Genomic DNA, 14,128 nt, shown 5'->3' with positions numbered 1-14,128 from the left:
CCGGAGTGGGGTGACAGTGGGAGGTGAGGTCACAAGATGGCAGGCGTTGATGAGTGATCAACGCGGTCTGTCGATCGAGGGGGCCGCAGCCGCGTCGCCCTGTGTGCCTGTTTCTTCGTCGAGCCGGGCAAGGAGGAGCATCGCCGCATCGTCCGCCAGGCTGCCCTGGGTGTGGCGGATCAATGCCTGATGCAGTTGTTCCAGGAGCTTGTGCGGGGTGTCGGAGCACGCCGTGTCCATGGCCTCGGGCAGGTCGAAGAAGTCGTTGTCGCGGTTGCGGGCTTCGATCACGCCGTCGGTGTACAGCAGCAGACGGTCGCCGGGTGGGAAGGGATAGCTCTCCGGCTCGGCGGGAGGATCGGTGATGAAGTCCTCCAGGCCGAGCGGTGGCAGTGGTGAGGTGGGCATGAGGGCCTGGACCTTGCCCTGGTGCAACACCAGTGGAGGCGGATGGCCACGGTTCACCACCTGGATCACGGGTGTGTCGGGTATCTGAGCCACCAGCGCAGTAACGAAGTCCTCCGCCTCATCCTCCCTCTCGTCCTCCCCCTCGTCCTGGTCGACCGCACCCGGCACGGCGCACTCCCGTCTCAGAGCGGCCGCGCAGTGGTTCATCACCTCCACCAGGTCGTCCTCGTAGTGCACGGCCTCCCGGAACGCGCCCAGCACGACTGCGGCCAGGTGCACAGCGGGAAGCCCCTTGCCGCGGACATCCCCCACGATCATCCGGACCCCGTACCGCGTCTGCAGCGCCTCGTACAGGTCACCGCCGATCTGCGCTTCCGTCTCGGCCGCGAGATACATGCCGGCCACCTGCACCGGACCCAGCCGCGCGGATACGGGTCTCAGGATGACCTGCTGGGCCGCCACGGCGACCCGGCGAACCTGGTCGAGCTCGCTCTGCCTGCGTGTATGCACGGCTTTACTCATGGTGACACTGGCCACTGTCACCGCGAGGGCGGCCGTCAGGTTGCTGTAGACCAGGCCACCCCAGCTCTGGTGCAGGGTGGCCGAGATCACGGTGACAGCCGCCGCTCCGGCCGCTGTGGAAAGGATGCCCTTCGGGCCCATCGTCAGCGCAGCCAGTGCGGGTATCGCAGCGAGGATGGGACCCGTATACACATCGTGTACGGGCGAGAGCTCGACCGCCAGCGCGAGCAGTACGATCACGAACGGCACAGACTGCGCGAGTCGGAAGAGGACCCGGCTGTGACCGTCCGCTGTCGAGGAGCCGGATGAGCGGGAGAGCGACCGCATGGGTACAGCCTGCCTCGCTGAGGTCGAGTGTTCCACTCAGCACTCTTGTGGCCTCCCGAGGCGTTCGGTAACCCATGACCGACAGGCTCCGGGCGATCCCGCCGCTACTACTCCCGCCAGGTGAAGCGCTTGGACCCGCCGACCCGACCCCGCCGACCCGACCCTGCCGACTCAGCCGCTGATCCGCCGGCCGAAGCGCTCGGTCACACCACGCCGTCCACCTCCAGCGTCTGCACCGACCCCGCGTCGAACGACACGGCCACCGACTTCCCGCTCAGATACGTGTCCGCGTACTCCCGGTAACGGTCGCTGCCGGACGTGGCCGTGTGCCAGCGGCGGACCAGGCCGCCCGTGCCGCCGGTCACCGTGGTGAAGCGGGAGAGGTCGAACGTGAAGGTCTGGGCGGAGGAGGACGTGTTCACCGCCACGATCACCAGGCGGCGCGACGCCGCGTCGTACGCCGCCACCGCGTAGCTCACGCCTGTGTCGATGATCGTCATGCCGGGGCGGATGTGGCGGCTGAACTGGGCCATCACGTAGTACTTCGTCTGGACCGTCGTCGGCTGGAGCGTGCTCTCGTCGTACGCGATCATCGCCCATCCGGTCGTCGGGTCCATGACCTGCCAGTAGCACCAGGCGGTCGGGTGGAGCCAGCGGAAGTCGTAGCAGAGGTTCCGGGCGAGGGTCCAGCCGCTCGCGTCGATGTCGCCCGTCTCGGAGTTCCAGAGTTTCTTGCCGGATGTCGTCGCCACGTCCGTGTACAGCAAGTCCCTGCGGCCGCCCGCGCCCTGGTAGCCGTGGACGTTGACCTGGTCGACCAGCGCCCGCGTCGACGAGCCGAACGAGCTCCAGGTGCTGCGCGCCGTGTCGTAGTTCGTCTCGTCCGAGGCCGAGATGCGGATGTCCGTCAGGCCGCGCCTGTCCAACTCGCTGCGCATGTATGGGAGTACGGCTGCCTGGACGGACGGGTCCAGGTGGCAGCCCTCCTGGGTGCCGGTGGCGGTCCACCATGTGGAGGCCGGTTCGTTGAAGGGGTCGACCGTCGCGAAGTTCACGCCCCAGTTGTCGCGTGCGTAGAGGGCCACGGCCGCCAGGTGGGAGGCGTGCTGGCGGTAGTTCCAGGTCTGGAGGTTGTTGCCGCCGTTCGCGGCGCCGGACGGGTTGTGGTTGTAACACATCCACCACATGGGGGAGTTGGCGAACAGCTCGCTGACCGCGCCGCGTTGGGTCGCCTTGACGAGGGCCGCGCGCTGGTTGGCGTCCGCGGTCCAGTTCCAGGCCGAGGAGGCGGGGTCCTCGTTGCGCCAGTCCTGCCAGAAGCCCTCGATCTGCTTGAAGCCGGGGATGTTCGGGGACTCGACCATCGTCTCGCCGCCCACGCTGTTCCAGCTGCACGCGCCGAGGTTGTAGCGGGCGATGTTCATGCCGAGGCCAGGCAGGGTCGTGCCGTTGTACGTCACCGACCTGGTCGTGAAGAAGATGTCGGCGAAGTCGTCCCGGGCGCCGAAGACGTTCGCCCACCAGGCCAGCGAGGTGCCCCAGCCCTCCCAGCTCCCGTATCTCGTACCGGGGTTCACCGCGATTGTCGCGTCGGCGCGGGCCGTGCCCGTCCCCAGGGTGCCGCTCAGCAGCGCGCCGCCGGTGGCGGCCAGCAGGGCTCTGCGGCGGAACGTCGATCTGGGGAGGGGGGATTCGGGTGACTGTGATTGTGGCTGTGGCTGTGGCTGGTCCTTCGGGTTCTGGTTGTTGCCTGGAGTGCTCATGTCATCTCCGGGTGCGGGTGCCGAGGGATGGAGCGGTCGTGGGTGGTGCTGTGGTGGTGCCGTGGGGTGTGCGGTGGTGTGTCGCCCTTCGGAAGCGTCGGTGGTGACCAGCGAGGTTGTCGAGAGGCGCGACAGGGCTTTTTCCCAACGGTTGTGAGAAGGAGGAGCGGAAGCGCGGGTCTGGTTACTTGAAGGGCGTCGCCCTATCGTGCGGCCCTGGTGAGAGGGAGGTGTACGTATGCGGACCCGCGTCGTCCACCACGGCACCCGGCGCCGCCGTGCCGCGTACGCCCGCGTGTTGTGGACCGGCGCCGAACTCGCCGTGACCCTCGGGGTCGTCCTCATCCTCCTCGTCGTCCACCAGCTGTGGTGGACCAACCGGCAGGCCCGGGAGGCGGCCGCCGACAAGGTGCAGGCGCTGGAGCGGGAGTGGGGGACGGCCCCGCTCGTCGAGCCGACCGGCGATGCGCCGAGCGCCGCGAGCTCCCCCGTCGCGGACAGCCGGGAAGCCGAAGAAGCCCGCCCCCGCGCCCTGCCCCCTGCTTCCAACGCAACGCCCACCCGGCCCCGTTGGTCCCAGGCCTACGCCGTCCTCACCATCCCCCGCCTCGACCTCCGCGTCCCCGTCGCCGAAGGCATCAGCAAGGCGGACGTCCTCGACAAGGGGTACGCCGGCCACTACCCGAAGACCGCGCAGCCCGGCCAGGCGGGCAACTTCGCGCTCGCCGGGCACCGCAACACCCACGGCGAACCCTTCCGCTACATCAACCGGCTCCAGCGCGGCGACGAGGTGACCGTCGAGACCAAGGCGGCCGTCTACACGTACGTCATCGACCGGACCCTCGCGCGCACCACCCCCGGCGACGGCGGCGTCCTGCACCCCGTGCCGCGCAGCGGCGTCAGGCCCTCGTACGGCTACGACCAGCCCGGCTACTACCTCACCCTCACCACCTGCACCCCCGAGTACACCTCGACATACCGCCTCGTGGTCTGGGGGAAGCTGACCTCGATGCGGCCGAGGTGAACCAACCGGGCTGTCAGAGGGGTCATGTATAAACGAATCACGAAGAATGAAGCGCGAAGAACGAAGCGGCGCGAGGCTCGAAGTGCGGGGGAAGCGCGCGCAGTTGAAGGTTGAAGTTGAAGGGGGGAGTGGGTCATGAACCGAAGCTGGGTCGGCCTGCGCCCCGCCGCCGCGCTCCTGCTGCTCCTCTTCCAGGTCGCCGTCCTCGATGTCGGTACGCTCTCCGCCGCCGTCGCCTGCGCGGCCACCGCCGCGGCCGGGTCCGCGCTCGCCGTCTGCGTGATCATCGCCTCGCGGTGCGCGCCCGCGGTGCCGCGTACGCGGGTACGGACGGCGATACGCGACCGGGAGCGCCGTACGGCGTTCCTGCCCCAACGCGATCCCGACGCCAGGGGGCGAACGAGGCCCCGGGCGCCGGGGGCCTGCCCTCCTGACGGCCTGATACCCGCGTAGGGCACCCCGCTCCTCACATCCAGCATCCAGGTGACCCGACACGGGTCGTCATGCCGACACGCACTCCGCCATGCGTTCCTCACCCCGGCACGACGAGACCCTCGGAGGGCTCATCCATGTCCATGTTGTCCATGCCCCTGTCCATGTTCCTGCGGCTTTTCGCCGATCTGGTCGAGCAACTCGCCGACCTGGTCCAGCCGTTGTTCCACGCGTCCGCGGCAGCCGCCGCGATCGTCCTGTTCACCGCGTTCGTACGGCTCCTCGTCCTGCCCCTGTCCCGGGCGGCGGCGCGGGGGCAGCGGGCGCGGGCCGCGTTGCAGCCGCGGATCGCCGAGCTGCGGAAGAAGTACCGGAAGAGGCCGGAGAAGCTGAAGGAGGCGCTCATGGAGCTGCATGTGGAGGAGCGGGTGTCGCCGCTGTCCGGGCTGCTGCCCAGCCTGTGCCAGCTGCCGGCCTTCTTCCTCCTCTACCAGCTGTTCTCGAACTCGACGGTCGGCGGCGAGCCCAACGGACTGCTCGCGCACCGGCTGTTCGCCGCGCCGCTCGGTGACCGGTGGGTGGACGCGTTGGGTGCGGGCGGGGTGTTCGGGGCGGAGGGGCTCGTGTACGTCGGGCTGTTCGTGCTCGTCGCCGCGGTCGCCGCCTTCGGCTACCGGCGTACGAAGCGGATGATGGCCGCCGACAGTCCGGTGGTCGACGGGGAGCGGATACCCGGGCTTGAGGCCGTCACCAGGTTCATGCCGTTCATGTCCTTCCTGACCCTCGTCACCGTGGCGGTGGTGCCGCTGGCCGCCGCGCTGTACGTGGTGACCAGTACGACGTGGAGTGCCGTGGAGCGGGCGTTGCTGTACCCGTCACCCCGTATTGCCGAGTGACCTGACCTGACCTGACCTGGTCCAGTCCGTGAACCGGGTATTGCGGACTGGACCACGACCTTGGAGGATCGACCAGTCCTCCGATGGCTGTGCTGCGTCTGGTCCGCACTCCGGCGCCGCCCATCGGCCGGACGGTCCGCGATCGAGGGAGACTGTGCTCATGAAGCTGCTGCGAGTCGGTACGGCGGGTGCGGAGCGGCCCGCGCTGCTCGACGCCGAGGGGGTCCTGCGGGATCTGTCGGGGGTCGTCCCGGACATCGACGGACCCCTGCTCGCGGACGACGAGGCGCTCGGCCGGGTCCGTACGGCGGCCGAGTCCGGTGAGCTGCCCGCGCTGGACGCCGCCGGGCTGCGCGTCGGGCCGCCCCTCGCCCGGATCGGCAAGGTCGTGTGCATCGGCCTGAACTACCACGATCACGCCCGCGAGACCGGGGCCGAGCCGCCCGCCGAGCCGGTGATCTTCTTCAAGGCGGCGGACACCGTGGTCGGGCCGAACGACACGGTGCTCGTACCGCGCGGGTCCACCAGGACCGACTGGGAGGTCGAGCTGGCCGTCGTCATCGGGCGGACCGCGCGTTACCTCGGCTCGCACGAGGAGGCGCTCGCGCATGTCGCCGGGTACGCGGTGGCGCACGACGTCTCGGAGCGCGAGTTCCAGTTGGAGCGCGGCGGCACCTGGGACAAGGGCAAGAACTGCGAGACGTTCAACCCGCTGGGGCCGTGGCTCGTCACCGCCGACGAGATGGCCGACCCGCAGAACCTCGCGCTGAGGCTTTGGGTGAACGGGGAACTCAAGCAGAACGGCACGACCGCCGAGCAGATCTTTCCGGTCGCGGAAGTCGTGCGGTACGTCAGCCAGTTCATGACCCTTTACCCCGGTGACGTCATCAACACGGGTACGCCGGCGGGGGTGGCAATGGGTGAGCCCGAGCCCAAGCCGTATCTGCGGGCCGGGGACGTGGTGGAGCTGGAGATCGGAGGGCTGGGGCGGCAGCGGCAGGAGTTCAAGGACGCGTGACGCCTCCGGCAGAGGGAGGTGACGGTGGCGCTCGACGCCCCGGCGTAACCGGGAAGCCGAGCGTATCGTTGTACTGCGCGGCTGACCGCACCCCTGCGGCAGCGGGGAGGAGCGGCAACGGTGACTGTTCTCGAAGACAGGATCGCGATGGCCGAGGAGAGCGACGAGCTCACGCTCGATGAGATGTTCGAGCGAGTGTCCGCCCCTGAGGGATTCAAGCTGGAGATCGTCCAGGGGGCCATCTACATGTCGCCGCAGCGTCAGACGCACTGGCGGATCATCCTGAACATCATCGTGCAGCTTCTGGCTCGCTACCCGGAGGAGCGTATCGCCTCCGATGTTCGGGTCGACTTCCCAGGTCGCCTCAACGGCTTTGCCTCCGACGTTGCCGCCTTCAAGGAAGGCGCCGAGCAGGACAGCAAGGGCCGCTGGCGCTATCAGGACGTCGAGTTCATCGCCGAGGTGATTTCCAAGGACACGGCAGGCAACGACTACGGTCCCAAGCTGGATGCATATGCCGAGGCCGAGGTGCCCGTGTATCTGATCGTCGATCCGTACACGGGCAAGTGGCACCTCCACACGCTCCCCAAGAACGGGGAGTACCGCGGCCATCTGAGCCTTGACTTCGGCACCGAGGTCGACCTGACGCAGACGCCGGTCGAGCTCAAGCTGACCACGGACCAGTTCCCGTGTGAGAGCGGCCCCGCCAAGTAGCGCCCTACACCCGAATGGTGACCCCTTCGCCCGCCGACCTCCGCGCCCCCTCCAGCACGTCCAGCGCCGCCGCTGCCTCGTTCGCCGTCACCGGGTTCGGGGCGCCCTCGCGCAGCGCCGCGGCCACGCCCGAGTAGTACGCCGGGTAGTCGCCCGGAAGCGTCGGTACCGGCCGCCCCCCTCCCGTCAGCGGGGACTCGCCGGAGCCGACCCGGCCCCACGCCGACTCGGGCTCCAGGCCCCAGTCCGGGCCGGGGCGCAGGCCCTCGCGGAGGGCCGCCTCCTGAGGGTCGAGGCCGTACTTCACGTAACCCGCCCGCGAGCCCAGTACCCGGAAGCGCGGGCCGAGTTGGGGCGTGGTGGCGGAGACGTACAGGTGGGAGCGGACGCCGTTGGTGTGCGTGACGGCGATGAACGTGTCGTCATCCGTCTCCGCGCCCGGGCGGCGGACGTCGGTCTCGGCGTACACGGAGGCGGCGGGGCCGAAGAGGAAGAGGGCCTGGTCGACGACGTGGCTGCCGAGGTCGTACAGCAGACCTCCGATCTCTGCGGGGTCGCCGGACTCGCGCCAGCCGCCCTTGAGCTGGGGACGCCAGCGTTCGAAGCGGGACTCGAAGCGCCAGACGTCGCCGAGTTCGCCCTCGGCCAGCAGCTTGCGGAGGGTCAGGAAGTCGTTGTCCCAGCGGCGGTTCTGGAAGACGGAGAGGAACAGGCCGCGTTCGTCGGCCATCGACGCCAGCTCGCGGGCCTGAGCCGCCGTACCGGCGACCGGCTTGTCGACGACGACCGCGAGGCCCGCCTTGAGGGCGGCGGTCGCGATCGGGACGTGCGTCTTGTTCGGGGAGGCGACGACGACCAGGTCCAGTTCGCCGGCCCGGTCCCACAGCTCCTCGGGGGCGGCCGCGAAGCGCACCTCCGGGAACTCGGCGCGGGCCTGCTCCCGCCGCTCCGGGTTCGCCGTGACCACCGTGTCGAGGACCAGGCCCTCGGTGGCCGCGATCAGCGGGGCGTGGAAGACGGAGCCCGCGAGGCCGTAGCCGACCAGGGCCACGCGGAGAGGGGGATCGGGGTTCGTGCCTGTCGTCATGCCGTCCACTTAAGCACCTGGCGGGCGGCGCCGAGGTGGGGGGCCGCTGGGCGGCGCCGCCCGGCAAGTGCGGGCGTGCCTCCAGGCCGCCTGGCACGCGCCCCCACCCTCGAACGGGCTTCGCGCCGCTCGGGCCGGGGGACCCCATCGCGGTCTCCATAGCGGACCTTCGTCCGGCAGGCCGAGACCACGCGCCCGATGACCTCCCCGCTGCGCCGATCGAGGGGACTTCCGTCGCCGTTCCGGGCGTCCCAGGCGTGGCGGGGCCCGTCACGCCGGACGGATGGCAGGGTCATGTGTTTATGCGACTGTGTACGTGCCTGACTCTCGCCGTTGCCACCGCAGCCGCCCTCGCGTACGGGCCCGCCCCAGCCGGTGCGTACGCCCTCACCCACGGGCTCTCCCCTGCCGGCGCGGCTGACCGCCTCCCCACCTGTGCCACCCCCGGCTCCCGCGCCTTCCCCCTCCATACCCGCATCCACGGCGGCCCCGCCGAGTACGACGCGGGCGGCGGCTACCGCGCCTGGTCCCTCGACCTCACCAACACCACCACCCGCCCCTGCGCGAACATCCACCCCGTGATCGTCCTGGTCGACGAGTACCGCACGCTCCGGCCCGGCCAGCCCCGCCTGGAGTTCTACGTGGGCACGCGCCCCCACCCCGTCTCGTTCGAACTCACCGACCGGGACGAACTCGTCGGCGTCTTCGACGGCTTCCCCGGCTTCACGGTCGCCCCCGGCCGCACCCTCACCGTCCCGGTCCGCCTCGCGATCACCTCCGACGCGGGCGTACCGAACGACGTCGTCGCCCACGCGGCCGTCGTCCAGCGGCACGGGGAGGACGGGGACGACGGCGACTGGGTGGGGGAGTCGAACGACTACCGGTTCCGGATCACCGACGGCAACGGCTCCGGCGATGGCGATGGCGATGGTGACAGCGACAGCGACAGCGACAGCGACGGTGACGGTGACAGCGACGGTGACGGTGAGGGTGGCGACGACGGCAGAGACAGCGGCGTACGGGAGGAGCTGCCGTACGCCGAAGAGCTGGCCCGAACCGGTACCGGTACCGGTACCGCACCCCCCGTCCCCACCGCACTCCTGGCCGGAGGCCTCGTCGGAGCCGGAGCCGCTCTCCGCCTGGGCGTCACGGTCGTCACAGTCGTCCGGCGGTCGAAAACTGGCCATTCACCATGATCGAGCCAGTCGTTAGGCTGGGGCGCACGCAGCACCGCGTCCGGCAGGAGATCGCACATGGCAGAGCGCAAGCCCATCGAATCGTGGCTCACCGACATGGACGGTGTGCTCATTCACGAGGGCGTGCCGATCCCCGGCGCCGACGCCTTCATCAAGAAGCTGCGGGAGTCCGACCGCCCCTTCCTGGTGCTGACCAACAACTCCATGTACACCCCCCGTGACCTGCACGCCCGCCTCTCCCGCATGGGCCTGGACGTGCCCGTCGACCACATCTGGACCTCGGCCCTGGCCACCGCCCAGTTCCTGGACGACCAGCGGCCCGGCGGCACGGCGTACGTCATAGGCGAGGCGGGGCTCACCACGGCCCTGCACGACATCGGGTACGTCCTCACCGACCACGAGCCCGACTACGTGGTCCTCGGCGAGACCCGTACGTACTCCTTCGAGGCCATGACCAAGGCCGTACGGCTGATCGAGGGCGGCGCCCGGTTCATCGCCACCAACCCCGACGAGACCGGCCCCTCCGCCGAGGGCCCGCTGCCCGCCACCGGCGCCGTCGCCGCGCTGATCACCAAGGCGACCGGCCAGAAGCCGTACTTCGCGGGCAAGCCGAACCCGCTGATGATGCGCACCGGGCTGAACGCGATCGGCGCGCACTCCGAGACCAGCGCGATGATCGGCGACCGGATGGACACCGATGTCCTGGCCGGAATCGAGGCCGGGATGCGGACGTACCTGGTGCTGACCGGGCTGACGACCCCCGGGCAGGTCGACAAGTACCCGTACCGGCCGTCGAAGGTCGTGGACTCGATCGCGGACCTGATCGACCGCATCTAAACCCCCCTGCCACCCGTACGGAGCAACCCGCGCCCCTCTCCACATGCGACCCCGCACCCGGCAGGGGACTCTTCAGGTGTCTGGAGGTTCACGATGGGTTCACTGCGACTCACTCTCAGTGCTGGGGTGGTGGTCGCGGCCGCGCTGGCTCCCACCGCGTACGCCGCTGACGGGAGCGTCTCCGTGACGCCCTCGCCCACGGCCCCCGGTACCGACATACAGGTGCGGGCCGAAGGGTGTGTGGGGAAGACGGGCACCGCCGCCTCCCCGGCCTTCGTCGCCGACGCGCTGCTCACCGGGCAGGGCGGCGGCCCGCTCACCGGGGAGACCCGCGTACGGTCCTCGCTCACGCCCGGCACGTTCGACGTGAAGGTCACCTGCGACGGGCGGGAGGACAAGATCACGGGCACGATCAAGGTCGGCACCGAGAAGCCCGCCGCACCGTCGAAGGATCCCGGGCGGTCGAAGGATCCCGGCCCGTCGAAGGACCCCAGGCCGTCCAAGGACCCCGCGCCGCCGAAGGACTCCGCGCCGCCGAAGGACCCCGCGCCGCCGAAGGACCTCGAACCGTCGAAGGCTCCCGCCTCCCCAGTGGCCCCCGCCTCCCCAGTGGCCCCCGCCTCCCCGGTGGCCCCCGTCCGCGCCGGCGGTGGCGGCGCGGCCCAGGTGTTCGCCCAGCCCGACGCCCGCGAGCACGGTCCCGGCACCGGGCACGCCGTGATCGGCCTCGTGCTGGCGGGCGTCGCCGCGGTGGCCGTGGCGGTGCGGAGCGTGCGCCGGAGGCGCGGGACGGAGTAGATGTCGTGGCCGGCAAGGAACGTTCCTCCGGAACAGGGCGCCTGACCACGGGCGTTGCCTGGGCCGTGCTGCTGCTCGGGCTGTGGCTGTGGGGCCGCGAGGTGACCGACGTACGGCAGGGGACCTCCGCACCGACCACGGGGGACGTGGCGGCGGTCGGGCGGCCGGACGAGGTCGAACTGCCTCCCGCCGCCGAGCCGTTGGGCGATGCCCGGCCGCAGCGGATCGACATCCCGTCGCTGGGCGTGCGGGCGCCGGTCGTGGCGCGCGGTCTGGACGAGCGCGGTGCGATCGACCCGCCGCCCTTCGAACAGTCGGGGCTCGTGGGCTGGTACGAGGCCGGGGCGGGGCCGGGGGCGGCCGGGGCGGCGCTGTTCGTGGGGCACGTCGACACCGAGACCCGGCCCGCCGTGTTCTACAAGCTCAGCGCGGTCCGGGTCGGCGAGACGGTCCGGGTGGTCCGCGACGACGGAACGGTGGCCGAGTTCACCGTGGACGACGTCCAGGTCATCGGCCGGGACCGCTTCGACGCCCAACAGACGTACGGCGTACGGCAGTCCGGGCGGGCCGAGTTGCGCCTGGTCACCTGCGGCGGGGCCTTCGACCGGGCGAACCGGACGTATACGGCCAACGTGATCGTCTCGGCGTACCTCAGCGGAAGCGGCGTCTGAGACCGGCTCCCGGGCTGCTACCGCTTCCACCTGGCCCGGTCGACGACCCGCTCCCCCCGGAGCCGCCGACCGGGCTGGTCCTCGACCGTACGCGCTCGGGCTGCGGGAGTAACCCGGCGCCGGCACGGGAGGTCCTTGGGGCCGATCCGCACATCGCGGATGGTGCGAAGGCCGGGGGCTGGGGCCGTTCGAAAGTGACTCTAGAACGGATGCGCGCTCCGGGCTAGGGGCTGTTTGACGCCAAGTTGACACGGTGTGGCTCTGTGTCATCTGCGCAGGTGAGGCGGTATTGAACATGTGCCGATGGCAAAGGAGGGCCGTGGAAGCCAGGGAACTCCTACGACGGCGCCGGGGGCCTCTCGCGCAGGGCAGCCGCCTTCGGCGAGCGCTCGATCACCGCCTTCGCCACCTGGTCCAGCGGCAGCCGCTGGCTGCGGGCGTGCTGACGCAGCGTCACGAACGCCTCGTCCACCCCGGAGCCCCAGCGCTCGGCGAGCACGCCCTTCGCCTGTTCGATGTAGACCCTGCTGGTGAGCGCGTGCTGCAACTGGGCCGCCAGGTTGCGGCACTGGCTGTACAGGCGCTGGTTGTCGAGGCCGGTGGCCGCCGCGTCGGCTAGTTGCCGCGCCAGCAGCAGGCCGAGTTCCCCTTCCGTGGCTTCCGGGGACGGAGGTTCGGCGGACACAGGGAGGAAGACATTGAGCGCGCCGATGACGGTCTCACCCCGGCGCAGGGGCACCGCGAAGGTGGTGACGACGTCGTGGTGGAGCGCCGCACTTGTGAACTCGGGCCAGCGGACCGCGGCGTGGGCCTCGCGGAGGGAGACTGGCGGCACCGGCCGCGCTGCTGCAACTGTCGAGGCAGGGGCCGCCTTGCCGCTGGGTCTCCAGCAGGTCGAGCGCCATGGCCTCGTTCCGGCTGCTCACCGCGAACGACCCCGCCTCACCGCCGTCGATCAGCATCACCCCGGCCGCCCGCGCGTCCGGCAGCGCGACGCAGTGGTCGGACAGGCGTCGCAGATAGTGCCCGCTGTCGAAGCCGTCGAGCAGGGTGTCCGATGCCTCCAGCAGGGCCTCGGCCAGCCGTGTCTCCCAGTCTCCCCACCGACTCTCCTGGTTGCGTTGTTGCATGACCGAGCCCGCCCCTCGCCGCCGTCCGCCCCCAGTCCTGGGGAACCTCTGTCTACCCAGGGAAGGGGAGAGGTAACAGCTCTCCGACAAGGCATGGACGACCTCGTGGGGGAGCGGGAGATATGCCAGGATTGAGGCTTACGACAGTGCACCCAAGGGGGAGTTGGATGTACGGCATGAGGGGGGCCGGAATCCGGTCGGCGGGGGCGGCGGCGGGGGCGGCGCTGCTGCTCGTCGGCTGTTCGGGAGGAGACGGCGACGGCGAGGAGGACCCGAAGGGCAACGAGGCGGGCTTCGCCATCGCCCAACAGCCCAGGGACGTCAGCCCGTTCTGGGTCAACCCGGACGGCAACGCGGCGTCGCAGGTCGCCGCGTACGAGAAGGCGGGCAAGGACCAGGACGCCGAGGAGATCCGCAAGATCGCCGAACAGCCGACGGGGGAGTGGATCGGACCGGAGAACCCGGAACAGGAGGCCAAGGGCTTCACCGAGGCCGCAGAGAAGGCCGACCGGGACGCCGTCCTGGTCCTCTACAACATCCCGCACCGCGACTGCGACCAGTACTCGGGCGGCGGCGCGGCCGACGGCAACGCGTACCGGACGTGGATCGACGGGATAGCCAGGGGCATCGGCGAGCGCGATGCCACGGTGATCCTGGAGCCCGACGCGGTACTGCACCTCGTCGACGGCTGCACCCCGGAGGAGTTCCACGAGGAGCGCTACAGCCTGCTGAGCGAAGCCGTGGGCAAGCTCAAGGCGCTGAAGAACACCAAGGTGTACGTCGACGCGGGCAACGCGGGCTGGGGAGACCCCGACCAGATCTTCGAGCCGCTCAAGCGGGCGGGGGTCGATCAGGCCGACGGCTTCTCGGTCAACGTCTCGAACTTCTACACCACCGAGGACTCCATCGCGTACGGCAAGGAACTCTCGGCCAAGGTGGGCGACAAACCGTTCGTCATCGACACCAGCCGCAACGGCAACGGTCCCTATACCGACGGCGACCCCGGTGAGCGCTGGTGCAATCCGCCGGGCCGTGCGCTTGGGGAGACGCCGAGTACGAAGACCGCCGACCCGTTGGTCGACGCGTATCTCTGGGTCAAGCGGCCGGGGGAGTCGGACGGGGAGTGCAAGGGGGGGCCCAAGGCGGGGGAGTGGTGGCCCGCCTATGCGCTTGCGCTGGCGCAGGCCTCCAAATGACGCTGCGTAGGGGGTGCTTGATGCCGGTTCTGCGTGTGGCGGTTGGTTGTGGCTGGTCGCGCCCACGCGGCGGAGCCGCATAATGTCACAGCCCTGCGCCCCTGAAAGA

The 14,128-nt window shown here is 70.3% G+C and carries 15 protein-coding genes; 10 read left to right on the top strand and 5 right to left on the bottom strand.

The features are described from left to right. Positions 1 to 57: 57 nt before the first annotated feature. Both ACWD3C_RS23825 and ACWD3C_RS23820 read right to left on the bottom strand, forming a co-directional pair. A complete protein-coding gene (locus ACWD3C_RS23825; RefSeq protein WP_451147036.1) occupies positions 58 to 1,257 on the bottom strand; it encodes a PP2C family protein-serine/threonine phosphatase in 1,200 nt (399 codons plus the stop codon). Positions 1,258 to 1,460: 203 nt separating this feature from the next. Beyond that, complete coding sequence (locus tag ACWD3C_RS23820; protein WP_451147034.1) at positions 1,461 to 3,020, bottom strand: beta-1,6-galactanase; 1,560 nt, start codon at positions 3,018 to 3,020, stop codon at positions 1,461 to 1,463. Positions 3,021 to 3,258: 238 nt separating this feature from the next. On the opposite strand from ACWD3C_RS23820, the gene ACWD3C_RS23815 reads away from it, so the two are divergent. The 5 genes from ACWD3C_RS23815 (at position 3,259) to ACWD3C_RS23795 (ending at position 7,104) form a co-directional block, all read left to right on the top strand. Next, the gene (locus tag ACWD3C_RS23815) at positions 3,259 to 4,044 is read left to right on the top strand and encodes a class E sortase (RefSeq protein WP_451147032.1); all 786 of its coding nucleotides are present in this window, start codon (positions 3,259 to 3,261) and stop codon (positions 4,042 to 4,044) included. Positions 4,045 to 4,179: 135 nt separating this feature from the next. Then, on the top strand, positions 4,180 to 4,497 hold the full coding sequence (locus ACWD3C_RS23810; protein WP_451147030.1) for a DUF6412 domain-containing protein: 318 nt from the start codon (positions 4,180 to 4,182) through the stop codon (positions 4,495 to 4,497). Between the two features lie 149 nt (positions 4,498 to 4,646). After that, the gene (locus ACWD3C_RS23805) at positions 4,647 to 5,372 is read left to right on the top strand and encodes a YidC/Oxa1 family membrane protein insertase (RefSeq protein WP_451147088.1); all 726 of its coding nucleotides are present in this window, start codon (positions 4,647 to 4,649) and stop codon (positions 5,370 to 5,372) included. 160 nt (positions 5,373 to 5,532) lie between these two features. Continuing rightward, positions 5,533 to 6,390, top strand: coding sequence for a fumarylacetoacetate hydrolase family protein (locus tag ACWD3C_RS23800; RefSeq protein ID WP_451147028.1), 858 nt, complete (start codon positions 5,533 to 5,535; stop codon positions 6,388 to 6,390). Between the two features lie 120 nt (positions 6,391 to 6,510). Then, positions 6,511 to 7,104 (top strand): Uma2 family endonuclease, encoded by a 594-nt coding sequence (locus tag ACWD3C_RS23795; protein WP_451147026.1) that lies wholly within the window; start codon positions 6,511 to 6,513, stop codon positions 7,102 to 7,104. A gap of 4 nt (positions 7,105 to 7,108) precedes the next feature. Here ACWD3C_RS23795 and ACWD3C_RS23790 read toward each other — a convergent pair whose 3' ends face one another. Further along, positions 7,109 to 8,191 carry a Gfo/Idh/MocA family protein gene (locus ACWD3C_RS23790; protein WP_451147024.1) on the bottom strand — a complete coding sequence of 361 codons (1,083 nt, stop codon included), beginning with the start codon at positions 8,189 to 8,191 and terminating at the stop codon, positions 7,109 to 7,111. A 302-nt stretch (positions 8,192 to 8,493) separates the two neighbouring features. Between ACWD3C_RS23790 and ACWD3C_RS23785 the strand changes: the two genes are divergently transcribed. The 4 genes from ACWD3C_RS23785 (at position 8,494) to ACWD3C_RS23770 (ending at position 11,693) form a co-directional block, all read left to right on the top strand. Next, positions 8,494 to 9,387, top strand: a complete 894-nt coding sequence (locus ACWD3C_RS23785) for a cell wall protein (RefSeq protein WP_451147022.1) — start codon at positions 8,494 to 8,496, stop codon at positions 9,385 to 9,387. Positions 9,388 to 9,444: 57 nt separating this feature from the next. Further along, positions 9,445 to 10,224, top strand: coding sequence for an HAD-IIA family hydrolase (locus ACWD3C_RS23780; RefSeq protein WP_451147020.1), 780 nt, complete (start codon positions 9,445 to 9,447; stop codon positions 10,222 to 10,224). 93 nt (positions 10,225 to 10,317) lie between these two features. Then, positions 10,318 to 11,022 (top strand): hypothetical protein, encoded by a 705-nt coding sequence (locus tag ACWD3C_RS23775; protein WP_451147018.1) that lies wholly within the window; start codon positions 10,318 to 10,320, stop codon positions 11,020 to 11,022. Between the two features lie 5 nt (positions 11,023 to 11,027). Beyond that, positions 11,028 to 11,693, top strand: a complete 666-nt coding sequence (locus ACWD3C_RS23770; protein WP_451147016.1) for a class F sortase — start codon at positions 11,028 to 11,030, stop codon at positions 11,691 to 11,693. Between the two features lie 337 nt (positions 11,694 to 12,030). Here the strand turns inward: ACWD3C_RS23770 and ACWD3C_RS23765 are convergent, their stop codons facing one another. Next, the gene (locus tag ACWD3C_RS23765; protein ID WP_451147014.1) at positions 12,031 to 12,432 is read right to left on the bottom strand and encodes an ANTAR domain-containing protein; all 402 of its coding nucleotides are present in this window, start codon (positions 12,430 to 12,432) and stop codon (positions 12,031 to 12,033) included. Continuing rightward, positions 12,413 to 12,823: a hypothetical protein gene (locus ACWD3C_RS23760; RefSeq protein ID WP_451147012.1), complete on the bottom strand. Its 411-nt coding sequence runs from the start codon at positions 12,821 to 12,823 to the stop codon at positions 12,413 to 12,415. The genes ACWD3C_RS23765 and ACWD3C_RS23760 overlap by 20 nt, the downstream gene beginning before the upstream one ends. Before the next feature lie 167 nt (positions 12,824 to 12,990). Here ACWD3C_RS23760 and ACWD3C_RS23755 point away from each other — a divergent pair, with 167 nt between their 5' ends. Further along, on the top strand, positions 12,991 to 14,019 hold the full coding sequence (locus ACWD3C_RS23755) for a glycoside hydrolase family 6 protein (protein ID WP_451147010.1): 1,029 nt from the start codon (positions 12,991 to 12,993) through the stop codon (positions 14,017 to 14,019). Positions 14,020 to 14,128 lie beyond the last annotated feature (109 nt).

Source organism: Streptomyces sp. NPDC002845, from assembly GCF_053591955.1.
This window is presented reverse-complemented; position numbering and strand designations above follow the sequence as displayed.

Bases quoted from the DNA above. Each gene is read 5' to 3' on its own strand.
- ACWD3C_RS23815 (WP_451147032.1), top strand. From the start codon at position 3,259: ATGCGGACCCGCGTCGTCCACCACGGCACCCGGCGCCGCCGTGCCGCG.
- ACWD3C_RS23780 (WP_451147020.1), top strand. From the start codon at position 9,445: ATGGCAGAGCGCAAGCCCATCGAATCGTGGCTCACCGACATGGACGGT.
- ACWD3C_RS23800 (WP_451147028.1), top strand. From the start codon at position 5,533: ATGAAGCTGCTGCGAGTCGGTACGGCGGGTGCGGAGCGGCCCGCGCTG.
- ACWD3C_RS23820 (WP_451147034.1), bottom strand. From the start codon at position 3,020: ATGAGCACTCCAGGCAACAACCAGAACCCGAAGGACCAGCCACAGCCA.
- ACWD3C_RS23785 (WP_451147022.1), top strand. From the start codon at position 8,494: ATGCGACTGTGTACGTGCCTGACTCTCGCCGTTGCCACCGCAGCCGCC.
- ACWD3C_RS23810 (WP_451147030.1), top strand. From the start codon at position 4,180: ATGAACCGAAGCTGGGTCGGCCTGCGCCCCGCCGCCGCGCTCCTGCTG.
- ACWD3C_RS23775 (WP_451147018.1), top strand. From the start codon at position 10,318: ATGGGTTCACTGCGACTCACTCTCAGTGCTGGGGTGGTGGTCGCGGCC.
- ACWD3C_RS23760 (WP_451147012.1), bottom strand. From the start codon at position 12,823: ATGCAACAACGCAACCAGGAGAGTCGGTGGGGAGACTGGGAGACACGG.
- ACWD3C_RS23790 (WP_451147024.1), bottom strand. From the start codon at position 8,191: ATGACGACAGGCACGAACCCCGATCCCCCTCTCCGCGTGGCCCTGGTC.
- ACWD3C_RS23755 (WP_451147010.1), top strand. From the start codon at position 12,991: ATGTACGGCATGAGGGGGGCCGGAATCCGGTCGGCGGGGGCGGCGGCG.
- ACWD3C_RS23825 (WP_451147036.1), bottom strand. From the start codon at position 1,257: ATGCGGTCGCTCTCCCGCTCATCCGGCTCCTCGACAGCGGACGGTCAC.